The organism is Sinosporangium album, from assembly GCF_900100605.1.
GTDB classification, from domain to species: Bacteria; Actinomycetota; Actinomycetes; order Streptosporangiales; family Streptosporangiaceae; genus Sinosporangium; species Sinosporangium album.
Genome location: NZ_FNCN01000009.1, coordinates 68,828 through 88,651 on the forward strand (window position 1 = coordinate 68,828; position 19,824 = coordinate 88,651).

Consider the following 19,824-nt stretch of genomic DNA (forward strand, 5'->3'; position numbering starts at 1 on the left):
TGGCCCTTGACCTGCACGGTCGGACCTGACGCACGCTGTCAGTCAGGGTAAGGCCGGGGGTGGCCGCGACTCACAATCCGGTGAAGAAACTCCTGGATGCCATGAATATGGGGGTTTACTGTTACTTATGCCCGCATAGAATTTTCCTTGACTAACCAAACGGGGATATCGCGGAGGGCATCGGTGGCGGCACTCGGACGATACAAGGCCGTCTCGGCGGCGGCGTTGTCACTCGGTCTGAGCGGAATCGTGGTGCTCGCGGCAGTGCCGCTGATGAGCGCCGATGCCAGTGTGGCAGGCGCCAAGGTCGCCGCGCGGGCCACGGACATCATCGAAGGCAACCCCGACGGCGATTGGAACCCGGAGGATCCGGGGCCGCAAGTGACCGAGACCGTCACCGTCACGCGCACCCCGGGCCGACCGACGGCAAACCCGGAAAGCACCCCCCGCGTCACCGTCACCCAGACCATCACACCCACCCCGAAGCGCCCGCGGCGCAGCGCGACCACTGCGCCCCCCGCTCAGGCCCCGGCGGCACCCCCAGCGGTGCCCCCGGCGGCGCCTGCCGACGCGGTGCCGACGCTGCCCGTCAACCCGCCGGCCCAGGTCTCGCCGCCAGGGCAGCCTGCCGACAGCGCTTCGGAACCGGTCCTCAACTTCCCCGAGGCGAACGGCCAGGCGTCCAATCCCGCTCCCAGTCCCGCCGACGCCTTCCAACCCCCGGCGGCCGAGGAGCCGGCGCCCGAGTCGGTACCGGTTGAACTGCGTCAGGCGACACCGGAATACGACCAGGCCACGCTCAGCCGTACGCTGGCGATTCCCGCGCTCGTCCTCGTGCTTCTGGCGCTGTTCGCCGTGCTCATCTTCGAAGGGCGTCTGCGCCGCATGGCGCACGCGGCGGCCGTGCGCAAGGCGGGTCCCCGCGTGCCAGGCTCCGGAGCCCAGCCGCACTACCAGCCCTATCCCGCCTACCCCGGGCAGCAGGGCTACGCCTACCAGGGCGGGCCGGCCTACGCTCCGATCATCAGCTTCGTCCCCGTCCAGACCTACCCCGCTTACCCGGGCGAGCAGGGGCAAGGACACCCTTACGCCCCGATGCCGGGCGGTCAGGCCGGTGACGGTGGCCAGCCGGGGCAGCGTGCGATGTATGACCCGATGACCGGCCGCCTGTTCGACCCCGCCACCGGGCAGACCTACGACATCACCGCCGTCCCCCCGACCACCCACCTGCCCGACGGGTCCGCCTTCCCAGCCCACCGGCCCGGCCCGACCGACGGGCCCCCGGCCGATGGCCCGTCTCCGTCGCAGCCCATGCCCGGTACGGGATCGGCCGGTTCCATGCCCGGCGAGGCTCCGGGTGGGGACGCGGCCAAGAGCACGCACCCGGCCCACCAGCCCGATCCCGCTGGTGGCCCGATCGGCCAACCGGCCGACACGTCCACCACCGTGATCCCGTCCCAGGCGCAGCAGCCCGGCGGGCCGGACACGCCCTTCCCGGCGCAGCCGACCCCGGCGGCCCACCTCCCCGGTACGGACACGTCCGGGGCCACCCTTCCCGGCCACGGTGCCGCCGCGCCCACCCTTCCCGGCCACGGTGCCGCCGCGCCCACCCTTCCCGGCCACGGTGCCGCCGCGCCCACCCTTCCCGGCCACGGTGCCGCCGCGCCCACCCTTCCCGGCCACGGTGCCGCCGCGCCCACCGAGGGCACCACCCCGCCACCCGCCGACACCTCGACGAGTGCTGCGTCCACCACCATCTACCCCCTCCCCGGACCTCACCTGGAAGGCTCTAAGCGCCGCCTGTGGGGCCGCAAAAAGCGCTGACCGCGCCCCCGCCTCCGAGGGCGTCAGGCCCCCTCGCCTGTTCGCGTCCGCGATCTCACGTGCCGCTGCGCACAGGGCTTCTGGCGTCCCGCTCAGTTGGCCACGGTGCGGCCACGGTGCGGCCACGGTGCGGCCAGGGTGCGGCCAGGGGGTGCCGCCAGTGCTCGGCGGCGTGGGCCGTGTCCTGGTGAACGTGCTGGAAGAACCGGCCGACGGCGTGCCTGTGGGGGTTCGGCTGGTTGAAAGATTGATTATCGGTGTGCGAATGGAATGTGAAGTGTGACGGGCGTTTATAGAGGGGGTGAGGGGGGCTCGTCTTTTTGTGTGGGGGGCTCCTTCGGGGTGATTGGTGACATGGGCCATCCTTTTAATGCCCGGGAAGGCCGGGGCGGGGATTCGCCTTCGGCTAAAGCTTGTCGGGGTTAATCCACATGTTGGACAATGGGGACATCCATTCGATGAAATGTCCTGCATAACGTCATGCACTCGTAGGGACGTGACGCTGCATCGATGATTTCTTTCTGTTTATGCCTTGGGTCGGGTTCTCAAGGGGCCCGTTCCCGTGGGGCGCTCCACGAGGGTGTTGCCTCTTCGGAGGCCATGGGCGCACGGTGATCTGGAAGGCTCAGAGGTGGGTGGATTCGCATCGGTTCGAGCGGCGTGGAGGGATCGGCTTCGGCGGCGGCGGATGCGGCGTCGGGCGGCCCAATTGGTTCGCGGCCTCGACCTGCCGGAGCCTTTCACGGTCGAGGAGTTGTGCCGCAGACTCGGACAGCGGAGGGGGCGCCGGATCATCCTGGTGCCGCGGGACCTGCCGCCGGGAAGCCCGTGCGGGCTCTGCGTCTCGACGGAGACGAGCGACTTCATTTTCTTTCACGAGGGGACGAGCGGCCCCCATCAATTGCTGATCATTCTCCACGAGCTGGGCCACCTTCTCTGCGGCCACGGCGTCAAGACCGGTCTGCATGACGACGATATCAATGTTCTCATGCCCGATCTTGACCCGGTGATGGTGCGTCGCATTCTGGGGCGGACCCGTTACGGAAGTGAGGAGGAAGTGGTCGCGGAGACGATAGCGACGTTGATTCTCTCGGACGTCGGGGTTTACGCTCCCTCCCGGAAATGGAAGATTCCCGATGAGGTGGTCGGCGTCGTCAGAAGGATCTCGTATTCGATCGGCCCTGGGGACGGCGACCAGTGATAAGTGTCAACGACTTCGCCTACCCGCTGGCGGCGATCGTCGCGGGGCTGGCCTTCGTTATTCAGCTTTGGCGCATGCCTCGATATCGCGGCGATCCCGCCTGCACCGCCCTGACGGCTTCTCTGGGATTTCTGGCGGCGGTTTTCTTCCTGTCGGTGCCGGTGGTGTGGAAGTGGCTCGGGGAGTCCACGGGTGTCCCCAACATCGCCGGGGTCACGGCGCAGGCACTCGTCATTGTTTTCGCGGTGTCGCAGCAGGCGTTCATCCTGTATTGGTCGGAGGACAGGAGTCGCGCGCGGAAGAAGACCCTGTGGTGGTTGTCGGCCGCGGCGATCGTGATCGCCGTCATGTACGCCCTGTTCTTCGCGATACCCAATCCGGGGGAGCGGACCCGGGATTTCGCGGTCACTTACGCTGGATTTCCGATATATTCGATATATCTCGTGCTCTACCTGACGACCTTCACCGTCGTCAGGGTCAATGTGATCAGATTGGCCCTGCGCTACGCGCCGCACGCCGGGGATGTATGGCTGCGGCGAGGGCTTCGTCTCATCGCGGCGGGCTCCATGCTCGGCCTGGTCTATGTGGGTGTGAGGGTCTCCGCGGTGGTCGCGTCGTCCGCAGGGCTGGACCCGCGCCACTGGGAGGTGCTGGCTCAGATCGGCGCCGCGCTCGGGGGGATTCTGGAGGTCGTGGGCCTCACGGCGGCGATGCTGTGGGGGCCGCGCCTGTCGATCGTCCGCCAGTGGGGTAACAGCCGATATCATTTTCATAAGCTCAGGCACTGTGGGAGGCGCTTCACGACGCCGTCCCCGATATCGCACTGGAAAAGCCGCGATCAAGGTTCACTGAATGGTTGGTGGTCCGGGACATACGTTTTCTGCTGACCCGGAGGATCGTAGAGATCCGAGACGGTTTTCTTGCGATACGCGACTATCGGAGTCCGGGGGTTGAAAACAGGGCGACCGCGATGGGGGAGCGGCACGGCTATAGCGGGGAAAAGCTCCGCATGGTGGTCGAGGCCGCTGTTCTGGCCGATGCGCTGGAGGCCAAGCGCTCCGGCAGGTCGCCTGAGGGAGTGGGCACCGTCCCGGAGAGGGAGATCGAGAAACTGGATGTGAGCACCGAGATCGGCTGGCTGGTCGGTGTGGCCGATGCATTTATCCGTTCCCCTGTCGTCGCCGAGGTGGTGGCCGAGGCTCGGCGCGGTCGACCTACAACAGAGGACCCGCATGTCTGATATCCCCTGCGGAATCGAGGAGATCAAGCTTGAGAATGATGCGGAGTTCATGGCGGATCCATATCCGAGTTTTGCGGCGTGGCGGCAGGCCGGGCCCGTGCATAAGGGCACGACGCCGGACGGGTCCCCCATCTGGCTGGTGACACGCTACAAAGACATCAAAGCCGCTCTGAGCGACCCGCGACTCTCCCTGGACAAAAATAATTCAAAGGGGGGATATATCGGCTTCCAGCTTCCCCCGATGCTGGACGCCAACCTCCTCAACATGGACGCCCCCGACCACACCCGAATTCGGCGGATCGTGTCGAAGGCCTTTACCAAACGGCGGGTCGACGGGCTTCGGCCCCGGGTCGAGGAGCTCGCCCACGGGCTGCTGGACGCCCTCGCTCCCGGTGGGGAGGCCGACCTCGTGGAGGCTTTCGCCGTACCTCTGCCGATCGCCGTCATCGGCGAGTTGCTCGGCGTGGAGACCAAGGACGCCGAGAGGTTCCGGAGCCGGGCGTCGGTGCTGATCGCTCCGGCGCAGGCGGGGCCGGCCGAGGCCAGGCAGGCGATCAAGGACATCGCCGTGTTCTTCGCCGAACTCGTCGCGGCCAAGCGGGCGGCGCCCGCCGGTGACGACCTGCTGTCGTTGCTGATCGCCATGCGGGATGTGGAGGACAGGCTGAGCGAGGAGGAGATGGTCTCGCTCGCCTTCTTGATCCTGTGGGCGGGTTACGAGGCCACGGTGCATCTGCTCGGCAACGCGATGTTCACGCTGCTGTGCCACCCGGACACGTTGGCGATGCTCCGTGAGTCGCCGGAGCTGATCCCCGCGGCAGTGGAGGAGGTTCTTCGCTTCGCGCCTTCGACGCCGTTCTCGATCAGGAGGTTCGCCGCGGAGGACGTCACGATCGGGGGCGTTCTGATCCCGGCCGGGGAAACGGTCCTCCTCGGGCTCGCCTCCGCCGCTCGCGACGAAGAGGTGTTCACCGACCCGGACGGCTTCTCCTTGGCGGAGGCGGAGAACGGACACCTCGCCTTCGGCCACGGCGCCCACTACTGCCTGGGCGCTCCGCTGGCCCGACTTGAGGCGCAGGTGGCGTTGGAGATCCTGCTGAGCCGCTGCCGCGATCTCGCCCCGGCGAGGCCGCTCGACAGCCTGGTGTGGCAGGCGTCGTGGCGCCAGCGCGGGCTCACCGAGCTGCCGGTCACCCTCACAGTGGCGCCCACAGTGGCGCCCACAGTGGCCCCCACAGTGGCGCCGCGCTCCCCGTAGCCGCGCTCCCCGTCATGGGGGAGGGCGGGCCCGCAGGCCCGCCCTCTCCGACAGCTGTTCCTGTCAGCCCGTCTTACTGGACGAGCGCTTGAAGATCTTGCTGCCGAGCCACACCAGCGGGTCGTACTTGCGGTCCACGACCCGCTCCTTCATCGGGATCAGGGCATTGTCCGTGATCTTGATGTGTTCGGGGCAGACCTCGGTGCAGCACTTGGTGATGTTGCAGTAGCCGAGCCCGTGCTCCTCCTGGGCGAGGTCCTTGCGGTCGGCGACGTCGTACGGGTGCATGTCGAGTTCGGCGATGCGCATGAGGAACCGCGGCCCGGCGAACTTCGGCTTGTTCTCGTCGTGGTCGCGGATGACGTGGCAGACGTTGTTGCACATGAAGCACTCGATGCACTTGCGGAACTCCTGCGACCGCTCGACATCGATCTGCTTCATCCGGTATTCACCGGGCTTGACGTCCTTCGGCGGCGTGAAGGAGGGGATCTGCAGGGCCTTCTCGTAGTTGAAGGACACGTCGGTGACGAGGTCCTTGATGACCGGGAAGGTGCGCATCGGCGTGACGGTGATGACCTCGTCCTCGGCGAACGTGGACATCCGGGTCATGCAGCCGAGCCGCGGCTTGCCGTTGATCTCCACGGAGCACGAGCCGCATTTCCCGGCCTTGCAGTTCCAGCGCACGGCCAGGTCGGGGGCCTGGGTGGCCTGGAGCCTGTGGATGATGTCGAGCACGACTTCACCCTCGTTCACCTCGACGGTGAAGTCCTCCAGTCTGCCTTCGCCGCCTTCGCCGCGCCAGACACGGAATTTTGCCTTGTACGTCATGACGCCTCCTTGGCGACTGCGTCGAAGTCGGCGAGTTCTTCCTCGGTGAGGTATTTCTTCAGTTCGTCCCGGTCGAACAGCACGATGAGGTCGTCGCGCATGGAGGGCTGGGCCTGCTCTTCGACGTTGACCTCCGATCCGTCGGAGGAGGCGGAGCACACCAGGAGTTTGCGCCGCCATTCCGGAGACATCACGGGGAAGTCATCGCGGGTGTGGCCGCCGCGGCTCTCCTCGCGGATGATGGCGGCGCGGGCGACGCACTCCGACACCAGCAGCATGTTGCGCAGGTCGAGCGCCAGATGCCAGCCGGGGTTGTAGATCCGGGTTCCGGCGGCGCCGACGTTCTTGGCACGTGCGCGGAGCTTCTCGATCATGCCGAGCGCCTCGGAGACCTCCTTGGAGTTCCTGATGATCCCCACCAGCTCGTTCATGCTCCGCTGGAGCTCCTGGTGAAGTTCGTACGGGTTCTCCCCGGTCCGCTGCAGCGGCGCCACCGCCTCCTCATGGGCGGTGACCACGGACTCCTCCGACACCGCGGGGCGTACGGCGAGGCCGTCGATGTAGGCCGCGGCTCCCGCTCCGGCCCGCCTGCCGAAGACGAGCAGGTCCGACAGGGAGTTGCCGCCGAGCCGGTTCGACCCGTGCATCCCGCCGGACACCTCACCGGCCGCGAACAGGCCCGGTACGGCTGCCGCCCCCGTATCGGCGTCGACCTCGACCCCGCCCATGATGTAGTGGCACGTGGGCCCGACCTGCATCGGCTCCTTGGTGATGTCGACGTCGGCCAGCTCCTTGAACTGGTGGTGCATCGACGGGAGCCGCTTGACGATCTCGGCGGCCGGCAGCCGGGTCGAGACGTCCAGGAACACGCCGCCCTGCGGCGACCCCCGACCCGCCTTCACCTCGGAGTTGATGGCCCGCGCCACCTCGTCGCGGGGGAGCAGCTCAGGGGGCCGGCGGTTGTTGGCCTGGTCGGTGTACCACCGGTCGCCCTCCTCCTCGGTGGTCGCGTACTTGTCCTTGAACACCTCGGGGATGTAGTCGAACATGAAGCGTCTGCCCTCGGAGTTGCGCAGCACGCCGCCGTCGCCGCGCACCGACTCCGTGACGAGGATGCCGCGCACCGACGGCGGCCAGACCATCCCGGTGGGGTGGAACTGGATGAACTCCATGTTGATCAGCTTGGCCCCGGCCAGCAGCGCCAGGGCGTGGCCGTCGCCGGTGTACTCCCACGAGTTGGACGTGACGACGTACGACTTGCCGATGCCGCCGGTGGCGAGCACGACGGCGGGCGCCTCGAAGACCACGAAGGTGCCGTTCTCCCGCCAGTACCCGAAGGCGCCGGCGATGGCGTCGCCGTCCTTGAGCAGCCTGGTCACGGTGAACTCGGCGAAGACCTTGATGTAGGCCTCCGGGTCGCCGGTGCGCTCGGCGTCCTCCTGCTGGAGCGCGACGACGCGCTGCTGGAGCGTGCGGATCAGCTCAAGGCCGGTACGGTCGCCGACGTGGGCCAGGCGCGGATACTCGTGCCCGCCGAAGTTGCGCTGGCTGATCTTGCCGTCCGCGGTGCGGTCGAACAGCGCCCCCCACGCCTCAAGCTCCCACACCCGGTCCGGCGACTCCTTGGCGTGGAGCTCGGCCATGCGCCAGTTGTTGAGGAACTTGCCGCCGCGCATGGTGTCCCGGAAGTGGACCTTCCAGTTGTCGGCGCTGTTGACGTTGCCCATCGCCGCGGCGGCGCCGCCTTCGGCCATGACCGTGTGGGCCTTGCCGAACAGCGACTTGCACAGGATGGCGGTCTTCTTGCCCTGCTGACGTGCTTCGATGGCCGCCCGGAGCCCGGCGCCGCCCGCACCGATCACGACTACGTCGAATTGTTGACGTTCGATATCCATGACAATCCACAGTTCCTATGAGGACGGCTTAGAAGAACTGGAGGTCGGTGATGACCCCCTTGGCCACGAGCCGGACGTACAGGTCGGCGATCATGACGGAGAACATCGACACCCAGGCCAGCTGCTGGTGCTTGGCGTTGAGCTTGGACACCCACGTCCACGCCTTGTAGCGCAGCGGGTGGCGTGAGAAGTGGTTCAGCCGCCCGGCGGTGATGTGCCTGCAGGAGTGGCAGGACAGGGTGTAGAGCACGATGAGGACGGCGTTGACCACCAGGATCAGTGTGCCGAGGCCCATGTGGCCCCATTCGCCCTCGTGGTTGCGGAAGGCGATGACGGCGTCATAGCTCAGGACCGCGCCGATGACGATCGCACCGTAGAAGAAGTAGCGGTGGATGTTCTGGATGATCAGCGGGAAGCGGGTCTCGCCGGAGTACTTCTTGTGCGGCTCGCTCACGGCGCACGCGGGCGGCGAGAGCCAGAACGAGCGGTAGTAGGACTTGCGGTAGTAGTAGCAGGTAAGCCGGAATCCCGCAGGCAAGCCGAGAATCAGGATGCCGGGCGGGAGGGTGAACCAATCGCCGAAGGGGGCGAACCCCAAGAAGCGCGCACCTTCGGGACATGAGGTTGCCAGGCACGGCGATGAGAAGGGCGCAACATAAGGTTCGACGAAGTAGCTTGAGTCGAAGATCGCCCAAAAGCCGTACACGATGAAGGACGCCAGAGCCACGAAGGTGAGGGCGGGGGCCAGCCACCACCGGTCGGTGCGTAGCGTACGGACCTTGAGTTGTGCTCGTTGTCGCCTGACCGGGCTGTCGGTCGTTGTTTGGGACATCGCGGACTTCTCCACCTCCCACGGACCCCGCTCGCCAGAGGGTCCGGGTCGCTAGCGGGTTCCGCGCGGGCTGGACCTGGTCGCGTCCAGCAGGCGCGGTCGCGCGCTCGTCACCGGTAGCACGTGTAGCCACTCCGCAGTGTGCAATCGGTCACTCTGCTCATGGTTGCACTGCACTCCGTACACGCGATTAGTGGGGGATACGTTACGGCGAGGCAGTGCCGGTATGTGAGCAGGGTCACTCACTTTTTCCCTCACGCCGTGTGATTCCTGTCACTGGCCCGCAACAAACACAGCTCGGCCACCCCGTTCGGGACCTGCCCACCCTGGGAGTGCGAGGGGGCGCCGGTGCTTGGACTGAGGAGCGTCAAGAGCCCCCTCGCCGCGACGCGAAGCGTCGCCATCAAATACAGCCCTCAGGGGTTTGGGCTGATGGGGGTGATGAGTTCGACGCCTGGGGGCAGGCTGCGTTCGTGAGCCGCCTCGGCGAGGTAGAAGAGGAGGGTCGCGCGGAACGCTTGGGCGGCGCGCGTCGGTTCGACGTCCTTGCGGTGTGCGAGGGCGATCGTACGGCTGAGGCCGGGAGGCACGAGCGGTGTCCCCGTGAGGCCGGGCCGCCCGTCGAGCACCATGGAGGGCACGACGGCGATGCCGAGGCCGGCTTCCACGAAGCGCAGCACGGCGTCCATCTCGCCGCCTTCGACGGCGAAGCGCGGCTCGAAGCCGGCCTGGCGGCACGCGTTGAGCGTCGCCTCCCGCAGGTCGTAGCCGCGGCGGAACATCACCATCGGCCGCCCGCGCAGCTCGTCGATCCTGATGTACGGCTTGCGCACCCTGCCCCGCGCGTGCGACGGCGACACGACGACGAGGTTTTCGCGCAGGATCTCCTCGGTGACCAGGGACGGGTCGTCTCCCTGCAGGGGCAGGATGATCAATGCCAGGTCGAGCTGGCCTCGCGCGAGGGCGCGGACGAGGTCACGCGATCCGCCTTCTTCGACGAGCAACTCGATGCCGGGGTAGTCGCGGTGGAATCTCGCGAGCGCGTCGGCCAGGAGGCCGGCGCAGAGGGAGGGTGTGGCGCCGAGCCGTACGCGGCCACGGCGCAGCCCGGCCAGTTCGCCGACTTCGCGGCGGGCGGTGTCGGCGTCGGCGAGCATGCGCCGGGCCAGCGGGAGGAGGGCCTCGCCGGCGGGGGTGAGGGTGACGTTGCCGCGCGCTCTGCTGAAGAGCGGGGCGCCGAGGTCGGTCTCCAGTGCCTTGATCTGCTTGCTCAGCGACGGCTGCGCGACGCGCATCCGCTCGGCGGCGTGGGTGAAGTGCCGGGTCTCCGCCACCGCGACGAAGTAGGCGAGTTGCTGGAGCTGCACAGCTCCATAGCGTACGGCTATCGCCATGATCGGTTTCGGCCGCCCCGGGCATGAAGGGGTCGTGGTCCGGTCAGCGATCGAGGCGTGTGCTTTACGTGATGGAAGCAGGTCGCGGGGTGTGAGATTAGTCGCAATGCCGGTAACGCGGCTGTCACGCATTCACGCCAAAGCAGAGATCATAGCTCGCGGCTATCGGAACCAGGCATGTGATGACTTGGACGGTCAGATTTCTCGATACTTAGCGTGAACTCGTGACCGCGATGATTGACCGGGGAGAGGCCACCGATTCGGTGCGCCCGCCCGCTGCCCATAGCCCCAAAAAGCCTACAAAGCCTGCCGCCAAGACCGGCCGCTTCACCTCGACCAACGGCAAGAAGGCCGTCATGGCCGTCACCGGCGCCATCATGGTGCTGTTCTTGATCGGTCACGTGCTCGGCAACCTGAAGGTGTTCTCCGGCGCCCAGTCGTTCAACGACTACGCCGAGTTCCTGCGGACCGCGGGTGAGCCCGCCGTGCCGCGCCGTACGGTGCTGACGCTTGTCGAGATCGTGCTGGTCCTCGCGGTCGGCCTGCACATGTGGTCGGCGATCTCCCTCGCCAGGCGCGCGGCCAAGGCGCGTCCGGTGAAGTACGCCGCCAAGCGGAAGAACCAGGCGGGAGGCTACGCCACGCGGACGATGCGGTGGGGCGGCGTCATCATCGTGCTGTTCCTCATCTGGCACCTGCTGGACCTGACCTTCGGCGTCGCCAACCCGGCCGGCTCCGCGGGCCTGCCGTACGACCGCATGGTGCAGGGATTCGCCCCCGAGCGCTGGTGGGTCACGCTGTTCTACGCCGTCTCCCTGGTCATGGTCGGGCTGCACCTCAGGCACGGCCTGTGGAGCGCCGTCCAGACGCTCGGCCTGGCCAGCGGCCGGACCCGCAAGGGCCTGCAACTGGCCGCCGCCGCGTTCTCCCTGGTGCTGGTCATCGGGTTCCTCGCGGTCCCGTTCGCGGTGATGATCGGAGTGGTGAAGTGAAGTACACCGTCGGTGAACCCATCCAGGACACCAAGGCCCCCGAAGGGCCCGTGGAGGACCGCTGGGACAAGCGGCGCTTCTCCGCCAAGCTCGTCAACCCCGCGAACAAGCGCAAGCTTCGCGTCATCGTGATCGGCACCGGCCTGGCCGGCGGCTCGGCGGCGGCGACCCTCGGCGAGCTGGGCTACCAGGTCACCTCGTTCTGCTACCAGGACTCCCCGCGCCGCGCCCACTCGATCGCGGCCCAGGGCGGCATCAACGCGGCCAAGAACTACCGCGGCGACGGCGACTCGATCTACCGCCTGTTCTACGACACGGTCAAGGGCGGCGACTTCCGCTCCCGCGAGTCCAACGTGTACCGCCTCGCCCAGGTCAGCGTGAACATCATCGACCAGGCCGTCGCGCAGGGCGTGCCGTTCGCGAGGGAATACGGCGGCCTGCTCGACACCCGCTCGTTCGGCGGCGCGCAGGTGTCGCGCACGTTCTACGCCCGCGGGCAGACGGGCCAGCAGCTTCTGCTCGGCGCCTACCAGGCGCTGGAGCGCCAGATCGCGGCCGGTACGGTCACCATGCACACCCGCCACGAGATGCTCGACCTCGTCGTCAGCGACGGGCGGGCCCGAGGCGTCATCGTGCGCGACATGGTCACCGGCGAGATCGAGACCCACCTCGCCGACGCCGTCGTGCTGGCGAGCGGCGGATACGGCAACGTGTTCTTCCTCTCGACCAACGCCAAGGGCTGCAACACCACCGCCATCTGGCGCGCCCACCGGCGCGGCGCCTACTTCGGTAACCCGTGCTACACCCAGATCCACCCGACCTGCATCCCCGTCAGCGGCGAATACCAGTCGAAGCTGACGCTGATGTCGGAATCCCTCCGCAACGACGGCCGGGTGTGGGTGCCCAAGCTCAAGGGCGACAGCCGTCCCGCGAGCGACATCCCCGAGGACGAGCGCGACTACTACCTGGAGCGGATCTACCCCTCCTTCGGTAACCTCGTCCCCCGCGACATCGCCTCCCGCGCCGCCAAGAACGTGTGCGACGAGGGGCGCGGTGTCGGCCCCGGCGGCCTCGGCGTCTACCTCGACTTCGCCGATGCCATCCGCCGCCTCGGCCGCGACGCGGTCGAGAAGAAATACGGCAACCTCTTCGAGATGTACGAGCGCATCACCGGGGAGAACCCGTACGACCAGCCGATGCGCATCTACCCCGCCGTGCACTACACGATGGGCGGCCTGTGGGTCGACTACGACCTCCAGTCCACGATCCCCGGCCTGTTCGTGATCGGCGAGGCCAACTTCTCCGACCACGGCGCGAACCGCCTGGGCGCCTCGGCTCTGATGCAGGGCCTGGCCGACGGCTACTTCGTGCTGCCGACCACGGTCGGCGACTACCTCGCGGGCTCCGGCTCCTTCGGCGAGGTCGCGCAGGAGGACGTCGACGAGGCGGTCGACCAAGTGCGCGGCAAGATCCAGCGGCTGCTCGCGGTCCAGGGCGACCGCTCCGCCGACTCCTTCCACCGGGAGCTCGGCAAGATCATGTGGGATTACTGCGGCATGGAGCGTTCCGAGGAGAGCCTGCGCAAGGCGCTTGAGCTCATCCCCGCGCTCCGCGAGGAGTTCTGGCGCCGGGTCAAGGTCACCGGCACCAACGAGGAGCTCAACCAGGCGCTGGAGCGGGCCGGCCGCGTGGCCGACTTCTTCGAACTGGCCGAGCTCATGTGCCTGGACGCCCTCCACCGCACCGAGTCCTGCGGCGGCCACTTCCGCGCCGAGTCCCAGACCGAGGAGGGCGAGGCGCTGCGCGACGACGAGAACTTCGCCTACGTCGCGGCCTGGGAGTGGAACCCGGACGGCACGCCGGTCCTGCACAAGGAAGAACTCGAGTACGAGTACGTCAAGATGACCCAGCGGAGCTACAAGTGAGCGGCATGAACCTGACTCTGCGCGTCTGGCGACAGAAGGGCCCCGACGACGAGGGCCGAATGGCGACCTACAAGGTCGAGGACGTATCGCCGGACATGTCCTTCCTGGAGATGCTCGACGTGCTCAACGACCGGCTCATCGTCGCGGGCGACGAGCCGATCGCGTTCGACCACGACTGCCGCGAGGGCATCTGCGGCATGTGCGGCATGGTGATCAACGGCGTCGCCCACGGCGAGCAGCGGGCCACCACGACCTGCCAGCTGCACATGCGCCACTTCAAGGACGGCGACACGATCACCATCGAGCCGTGGCGCGCGTCGGCGTTCCCCGTCGTCAAGGACCTGGTGGTCGACCGTTCCGCGTTCGACCGCATCATCCAGGCCGGCGGGTTCATCTCCGTGCCCGCGGGCTCGGCCCCCGACGCCCACAGCGTCCCCGTGCCGAAGGACTCGGCCGACGCCGCGTTCGACGCCGCCACCTGCATCGGGTGCGGCGCGTGCGTCGCGGCCTGCCCCAACGGGTCGGCCTCGCTGTTCACCGCCGCCAAGATCACCCACCTGGGTCTGCTGCCGCAAGGCCAGCCCGAGCGCGACTCCCGCGCCAAGGCCATGGTGGAGCAGATGGACGCCGAGGGCTTCGGCGGCTGCACGAACACCGGCGAGTGCACGGTGGTCTGCCCGAAGGGCATCTCGCTCGACGCGATCGCGCGCATGAACCGGGATTACCTCTCGGCCAAATAAGTGTCACGCGGGAGCGCTCCGCTGTGCCGTACGGCCCGGCGGAGCGCTTTGCCGTACGGCGGGGGCCGGAAAAGCGTTTGCCTGCTGAGCACGGGTTTTGCCAGCCTGGATTGGTTATGCGCCCGCTACCAGAGGCCGATCCCGGCACCCCAGATCTCAGAAGCCCTTCCCGCTACCTTCGATGGACCGCACGCCGACAGGCGCGAGCGCTGACAATCGGGATCACCCTCGCCACCTTGTGGTGGCTGGCCCAGGCCCTCGTCCCCACCGCCATCGGCAGAGGCATCGACGCGATCCGGCTGAAAGACACCGAGGCCCTCCTCACCTGGGGGGCTGTTCTTCTCGGGCTCGGCGCGACGCAGGCGGTCTGCGGCGTCATGCGCCACCGCTACGCGTTCTTCAACTGGCTCGCCGCGGCCTACCGTACGGTCCAGCTCACCACCCGGCAGTCCACCAGGCTCGGCGCGACGCTCTCCAAGAAGATGTCGACCGGCGAGGTCGTCAGCGTCGGCAACTCCGACATCGCCTACATCGGCAGCGCCATGGACATCCTGCTGCGAGGCTCCGGCGCGGTCGTGGCGATCGTGGCCGTCACCGTGATCCTCATCGCGACCTCACCCGTGCTCGGCCTGCTCGTGCTGATCGGCATCCCGCTCATGCTCGCCGCGCTCGGCCCGCTGCTCAAACCCCTCCACAAACGCCAGCACGTCCACCGCGAACTGCAGGGCGACCTCGCCACCCGGGCCACCGACATCGTGGCGGGGCTGCGCGTCCTGCGCGGCATCGGCGGCGAGCAGGTCTTCGCCGGCCTCTACCGCGAGGAGTCGCAGCGGGTGCGCGCGGCCGGCGTCAAGGTCGCCACGGTCGAGTCCTACCTCGAAGGCGCTCAGCTGCTGCTGCCGGGCATCCTGATCGCCACCGTGACCGGGCTCGGCGCGGCCTTCGCCCTCGGCGGCACCATCACCCCCGGCCAGCTTGTGGCGTTCTACGGCTCCGCGGTGTTCCTGATCGCACCGATGCGCACACTCACCGAGGCCGCCGACTCCCTCACCAAGGGGCATGTCGCCGCCCGCCGCGTCATACGCATCCTGTCCATCGAGCCCGAGGTCGGCGGCGGAACCGGCACGAGCGAAGGGGGAGAGCTGGTCGACGCGGCCTCCGGCGTCGCCGTCCGCCCCGGGGTGCTCACCGCCGTCGCCGCGAGCACCCCCGAGGAGGCCATCGCCATCGCCGAACGCCTCGGCCGCTACACCGACGGCGACGTGACCTTCGGCGGCGTGCCCCTCGCCGACCTGCCCCTGCCTGAGGTCCGCCGCCGCATCCTCGTGTCCGACAACAACGCCAGGCTGTTCGCTGGACGCCTGCGCGACGAACTCGACGTGCGCGGCGGCGCCGACGGCGAAGCCGTACGGCTGGCGCTGCACGCCGCCTGCGCCGAGGACATCGTGGAGGCCCTCCCGGGCGGGCTCGACGCCCATGTCGCCGAATCGGGCCGGGAGTTCTCCGGCGGCCAGCAGCAGCGGCTCCGGCTGGCCCGCGCCGTGCTCACCGACCCGGAGGTGCTCATCCTCGTCGAGCCCACCAGCGCCGTCGACGCGCACAGCGAGGCCCGCATCGCCGAACGGCTGGCCAAGGCGAGGTCCGGCCGTACGACGCTGGTCTGCAGCACCAGCCCCCTCGTCCTCGACCGCACCGACCACGTGATCTACGTGGACGGCGGTGCCGTGGCCGCCGAGGGCTCCCACCGCGACCTGCTGACCCGCGTGCCCGCCTACCGGGCGGCCGTGACCCGAGGGGAGGACTGAACCGGATGAGCGTGGAGAGTCTGCCCGTCGCCGACCAGGCGCAGGTACGCGCTTACGCGCGGCGGTTGACCCTGAAGTATCCGAAGGAGCTGTCCCTCGCCCTCCTCCTCCACGGCCTCGCCGCGGTCGCGGGACTCGCCTCGCCGCCCCTGCTCGGCCGCCTGGTGGAGGGTGTCCAGCGGGGCGGCGGCATCAACGTGCTCGCCGTCACCCTCGCCATCGGCGGCTTCGTCGTCGCGCAGGGTGTGCTGATGAAGATGGCGGTGTCCGCCTCGTCCAAGCTCGGCGAGAAGGTGCTGGCCGAGCTGCGTGAGGAGTTCGTCGACCGGGTGCTCGCGCTCCCGCTGTCCACGGTGGAGCGCGCGGGGGCGGGCGACCTGATCACCCGCACCTCGCGCGATGTGTCGGCGCTGTCGCGCAGCGTGCGCCAGGCGGTACCCGAAACCCTCATCGCGCTGGTGACCTTCGTCTTCGCGGTCGGCGCCCTGCTTCTGGTTGGCCCGCTGCTCGCGCTGCCGAGCCTGCTCGGGATGCCGATCCTGTGGGTGTCCACGCGCTGGTATCTCAAGCGCGCCCGAGACGGCTACCTGCGCGAGAACGCGACCTACGCCGACATGACGGAAAGCCTCGCCGAGACCGCCGAAGGCGCCCGCACCGTCGAGGCCCTCGGGCTGCAGCGGCGCAGGATCGACAAGGCCGACGCCGACATCGCGAGGTCCTACAAGGCCGAGCGCTACACCCTGGGCCTGCGCACGGTGTGGTTCCCCTCGGCGGAGATCTCCTACGTCCTGCCCGTCGTGGGGACGCTGGTCATCGGCGGGCTGTTCTACATCGAGGGCTGGGTGACGCTGGCCCAGGTCACCTCGGCCACGCTCTACATCCAGATGCTCGTCGACCCGCTCGACAGGTTCCTGTCGTGGATCGACGAGCTCCAGGTCGGCGGCGCGTCGCTGGCCCGCCTCCTCGGTGTCGCCAACGTGCGGGACGACCGTGTCGCCGGCGACGCCGTACCCCGCGGAGAGGAGATCACGGCGACCGGCGTGCGGTTCGCCTACCGCGAGGGCCACGACGTGCTGCACGGCGTGTCGCTCACGGTCGCGCCCGGCGAACGGATCGCCATGGTGGGGCCGTCCGGAGCCGGGAAGTCCACCCTCGGCCGGCTCCTCGCCGGCATCCACGGCCCCCGGGAGGGGACCGTCACCGCGGGCGGCGTGCCCCTCGTCGACCTGCCCCTGTCCGAGCTGCGAGGTCATGTCGCGCTCGTCACCCAGGAACACCACGTGTTCCGGGGGACGCTCCGCGACAACGTGCTCATCGCCCGGCCCGAGGCCGACGACGAGGCGGTGGTGCGGGCCCTGCGGGCCGTCGAGGCGTGGGAATGGGTGGAGGCGCTCCCGGACGGGCTCGGCACGGTCGTCGGCTCCGGCGGCGAGGTCGTCTCACCCGCCCAAGCCCAGCAGATCGCCCTCGCCCGGCTCGTGCTCGCCGACCCGCGCGCGTTGGTGCTCGACGAGGCCACCTCGCTGATCGACCCTCGGGCCGCCCGCCACCTCGAACGCTCGCTCGCCGCCGTGCTCGAAGGCCGCACGGTGATCGCCATCGCCCACCGGCTCTACACCGCGCACGACGCCGACCGCGTCGCCGTCGTGGAGGACGGGCGCATCAGCGAACTCGGCTCCCACGACGAGCTGATCGCCGCCGGAGGGTCGTATGCCGCTCTCTGGGAGAGCTGGCACGGCACCGGGACCGCCGAGGCCCTGCCGGAGGACGCCGCGAAGGGCTAGCTCGACACGCCCAGCGTCTTCTTCAAGAAGTCCACCTGAAGCAGCAGGAGGTTCTCCGCCACGACCTCCTGCGGCGTCATATGGGTGATGCCGGACAGGGGAAGCACGTTGTGCGGGCGGCCCGCCGCCACCAGCGCCGACGAGAGCCGCAGCGTGTTAGCCGCCACCACGTTGTCGTCGGCCAGGCCGTGGATCAGCAGCAGCGGCCGGTCCAACTTGTCGGCGTCGCCGAACAGCGACGACCGGTCGTACGCCTGCGGGTCGGCGTTCGGATCGCCGAGGTAGCGCTCGGTGTACGCCGTGTCGTACAGCCGCCACTCCGTCACCGGGGCCCCCGCGATCGCGCTGTGGAACACGTCCGGGCGGCGGAGTACGGCGAGAGCCGCCAGATAGCCGCCGAAAGACCATCCTCGGATGCCCACCCGCGACAGGTCGAGGTCGTCGGGGAACTGCGCCGCCACGCCCTGCAGGGCGTCGACCTGGTCGGCGAGGACCGGGGCCGCCAGGTCGCCCCGGACCTCGCGCTCGAACGCCGGGCCGCGCCCGGGGGTGCCCCTGCCGTCGGCCACGACGACCGCGAAACCCTGCTCGGCGAACCACTGGCTGGTGAGGAACGCCCCGCGCGCCGCCAGCACCCGCTGCGCGTGCGGCCCGCCGTACGGGTCCATGAGCACAGGCAGCCTGGCCGAGCCGGGCTCGTGCCAGGACGGGAACACCACCGCCGCCGCCAGATCCCGCTCACCGGCGCGGAACAGCGACACGCGCAGGTCGAGGCCGGGACGCTCGGCCAGGTTGGCGATCGTCACCGTGGGGCGGCCGGGGGAGAAGACCCTGACCGTCACCCCCTCGGTCTCCATGTCCTGGGAGGTGATCAGGGTCGTCCCCGCCGAGCGGATGCCCGAGTAGACGCCCGGCTCGGTCGTCAGCGGGCTGATCGAACCGCCCGCCCACGTCCACAAGTGGATGGAGGCGGGATCGCCGCCGCTCGCCCGGAACAGCACCGTGTCGCCGTCGACGTCGAGGATCTCCCGCACCTGGAGCGTCGGCGGCGTCACCGGCCGCTCCCCGACGAACAGGCGGTTTCCGCCCTCCGCCACGGCCGTCCACACGAGCGTGCCGTCCGACAGGTGCGCCGGCGCGCCCGGCCCGAGCTCCACCCACGCCTCGTCGGTCTCCTCCCGGACCGGCGCCGACGCGCCCGTCGCGGGATCGACCTTGAGCAGGCGCAGCGACCGCTGGTCGCGGGACGCCGTCACGATCGCCAGACCATGGAGATCCCAGAGCGCCTCGACCAGGTATTCCTGCTCGAACGGCACCGGCACCCGCGAACCCGGCAGCCCCACCACGAACAGCTCCACCGTCGCGTTCGGCGTGCCGGCCGCCGGATAGCGGTGCTCCACCGGAGGCCGCTCCGGGTTCGCCGGGTCGGCGATGAACCACCGGCGCACCGGCTCCTCGTCCACCCGCGCGACCAGCAGCGCGTCGCTCGCGGGCGACCACCAGTGGCCCCGGGAACGGCCGAGCTCCTCGGCCGCGATGAACTCCGCCAAGCCGTACGACACCGTGCCGCTCTCCGGCTCGGCCAGCGCCTCGTCCACCCCGGTCGCGAGATCGGCGACACGCAGCGCCCGCTCGCACACATAGGCCACCTTGGTGCCGTCCGGCGACAGGCGCGGCTCCACCACGGCGCCCGGCGTCTCCAGGCGGCGCACCTCACCCGACGCCACCTCCACGACGTAAAGCCCGCCCGACAGCGCGAAAACCGCCCTCACCGTGGCCGAATCCGTCGAATAGACCACCACACCGCCGGCGGACTCACGCGCCCGCTCACGCCGCGTCCGCTCCTCCGGCGGGAGATTCTCCTCGTCGGCGTCGAGCGTGCGGGGATCGACCACGAGTCTCTCCTCGCCGGACGCCAGATCGACCTCCCAGAGGCACGTCACCGGATCGGTGCCGCCCTTCGTGCGGAGAAAAAGGACACGCTCGCCGTCGCTCGTGATGGAGAAAGCGCGCGGAACCCCGAGGGAGAATCTGCGGGTCCTGGCCTGAAGACGCGGAAAGCTCGCACTCATGGGCCCAATCCTGCCAGCCTCCCGGCCGGAGGTT

15 protein-coding genes are annotated in these 19,824 nt (G+C 68.9%); 10 read left to right on the forward strand and 5 right to left on the reverse strand.

The genetic code is table 11. The annotated features are described in order from the left end of the window. Positions 1-183: 183 nt before the first annotated feature. The 5 genes from BLQ73_RS11520 (at position 184) to BLQ73_RS11540 (ending at position 5,523) form a co-directional block, all read left to right on the forward strand. On the forward strand, positions 184-1,824 hold the full coding sequence (locus BLQ73_RS11520) for a hypothetical protein (protein ID WP_093170397.1): 1,641 nt from the start codon (positions 184-186) through the stop codon (positions 1,822-1,824). A gap of 709 nt (positions 1,825-2,533) precedes the next feature. Further along, a complete protein-coding gene (locus BLQ73_RS11525; RefSeq protein ID WP_143020214.1) occupies positions 2,534-3,025 on the forward strand; it encodes an ImmA/IrrE family metallo-endopeptidase in 492 nt (163 codons plus the stop codon). Then, positions 3,022-3,912 carry an MAB_1171c family putative transporter gene (locus BLQ73_RS11530; RefSeq protein ID WP_093170399.1) on the forward strand — a complete coding sequence of 297 codons (891 nt, stop codon included), beginning with the start codon at positions 3,022-3,024 and terminating at the stop codon, positions 3,910-3,912. The genes BLQ73_RS11525 and BLQ73_RS11530 overlap by 4 nt, the downstream gene beginning before the upstream one ends. After that, positions 3,849-4,265, forward strand: a complete 417-nt coding sequence (locus BLQ73_RS34840) for a DUF6545 domain-containing protein (RefSeq protein WP_338056621.1) — start codon at positions 3,849-3,851, stop codon at positions 4,263-4,265. Before BLQ73_RS11530 ends, BLQ73_RS34840 begins: the two co-directional genes overlap by 64 nt. Continuing rightward, positions 4,258-5,523 (forward strand): cytochrome P450 family protein, encoded by a 1,266-nt coding sequence (locus BLQ73_RS11540; protein WP_093170401.1) that lies wholly within the window; start codon positions 4,258-4,260, stop codon positions 5,521-5,523. Before BLQ73_RS34840 ends, BLQ73_RS11540 begins: the two co-directional genes overlap by 8 nt. 63 nt (positions 5,524-5,586) lie before the next feature. Here BLQ73_RS11540 and BLQ73_RS11545 read toward each other — a convergent pair whose 3' ends face one another. From BLQ73_RS11545 to BLQ73_RS11560, 4 genes are all read right to left on the reverse strand, one after another. Then, positions 5,587-6,351: a succinate dehydrogenase/fumarate reductase iron-sulfur subunit gene (locus tag BLQ73_RS11545; protein WP_093170402.1), complete on the reverse strand. Its 765-nt coding sequence runs from the start codon at positions 6,349-6,351 to the stop codon at positions 5,587-5,589. Next, a complete protein-coding gene (locus BLQ73_RS11550; protein WP_093170403.1) occupies positions 6,348-8,246 on the reverse strand; it encodes a fumarate reductase/succinate dehydrogenase flavoprotein subunit in 1,899 nt (632 codons plus the stop codon). The genes BLQ73_RS11545 and BLQ73_RS11550 overlap by 4 nt, the downstream gene beginning before the upstream one ends. Positions 8,247-8,274: 28 nt before the next feature. Further along, positions 8,275-9,078 carry a hypothetical protein gene (locus tag BLQ73_RS11555; protein WP_093170404.1) on the reverse strand — a complete coding sequence of 268 codons (804 nt, stop codon included), beginning with the start codon at positions 9,076-9,078 and terminating at the stop codon, positions 8,275-8,277. Positions 9,079-9,494: 416 nt separating this feature from the next. Beyond that, positions 9,495-10,445 (reverse strand): LysR family transcriptional regulator, encoded by a 951-nt coding sequence (locus BLQ73_RS11560; RefSeq protein WP_093170405.1) that lies wholly within the window; start codon positions 10,443-10,445, stop codon positions 9,495-9,497. 260 nt (positions 10,446-10,705) lie between these two features. Between BLQ73_RS11560 and BLQ73_RS11565 the strand changes: the two genes are divergently transcribed. From BLQ73_RS11565 to BLQ73_RS11585, 5 genes are all read left to right on the forward strand, one after another. Beyond that, entirely contained in the window at positions 10,706-11,464 is a 759-nt protein-coding gene (locus BLQ73_RS11565; protein ID WP_093170543.1) for a succinate dehydrogenase cytochrome b subunit, read from the forward strand. Then, on the forward strand, positions 11,461-13,389 hold the full coding sequence (locus BLQ73_RS11570) for a fumarate reductase/succinate dehydrogenase flavoprotein subunit (RefSeq protein WP_093170406.1): 1,929 nt from the start codon (positions 11,461-11,463) through the stop codon (positions 13,387-13,389). Before BLQ73_RS11565 ends, BLQ73_RS11570 begins: the two co-directional genes overlap by 4 nt. A 5-nt stretch (positions 13,390-13,394) precedes the next feature. Then, entirely contained in the window at positions 13,395-14,129 is a 735-nt protein-coding gene (locus BLQ73_RS11575) for a succinate dehydrogenase/fumarate reductase iron-sulfur subunit (protein ID WP_093170544.1), read from the forward strand. Positions 14,130-14,245: 116 nt separating this feature from the next. Further along, positions 14,246-15,934, forward strand: a complete 1,689-nt coding sequence (locus tag BLQ73_RS11580) for an ABC transporter ATP-binding protein (RefSeq protein WP_093170407.1) — start codon at positions 14,246-14,248, stop codon at positions 15,932-15,934. A 5-nt stretch (positions 15,935-15,939) separates the two neighbouring features. Next, a complete protein-coding gene (locus BLQ73_RS11585; protein WP_093170408.1) occupies positions 15,940-17,718 on the forward strand; it encodes an ABC transporter ATP-binding protein in 1,779 nt (592 codons plus the stop codon). On the opposite strand, the gene BLQ73_RS11590 is transcribed toward BLQ73_RS11585, so the two are convergent. After that, the gene (locus BLQ73_RS11590) at positions 17,715-19,790 is read right to left on the reverse strand and encodes a S9 family peptidase (protein WP_176955381.1); all 2,076 of its coding nucleotides are present in this window, start codon (positions 19,788-19,790) and stop codon (positions 17,715-17,717) included. The two genes, BLQ73_RS11585 and BLQ73_RS11590, sit on opposite strands and share 4 nt — an antisense overlap. Positions 19,791-19,824: the final 34 nt, after the last annotated feature.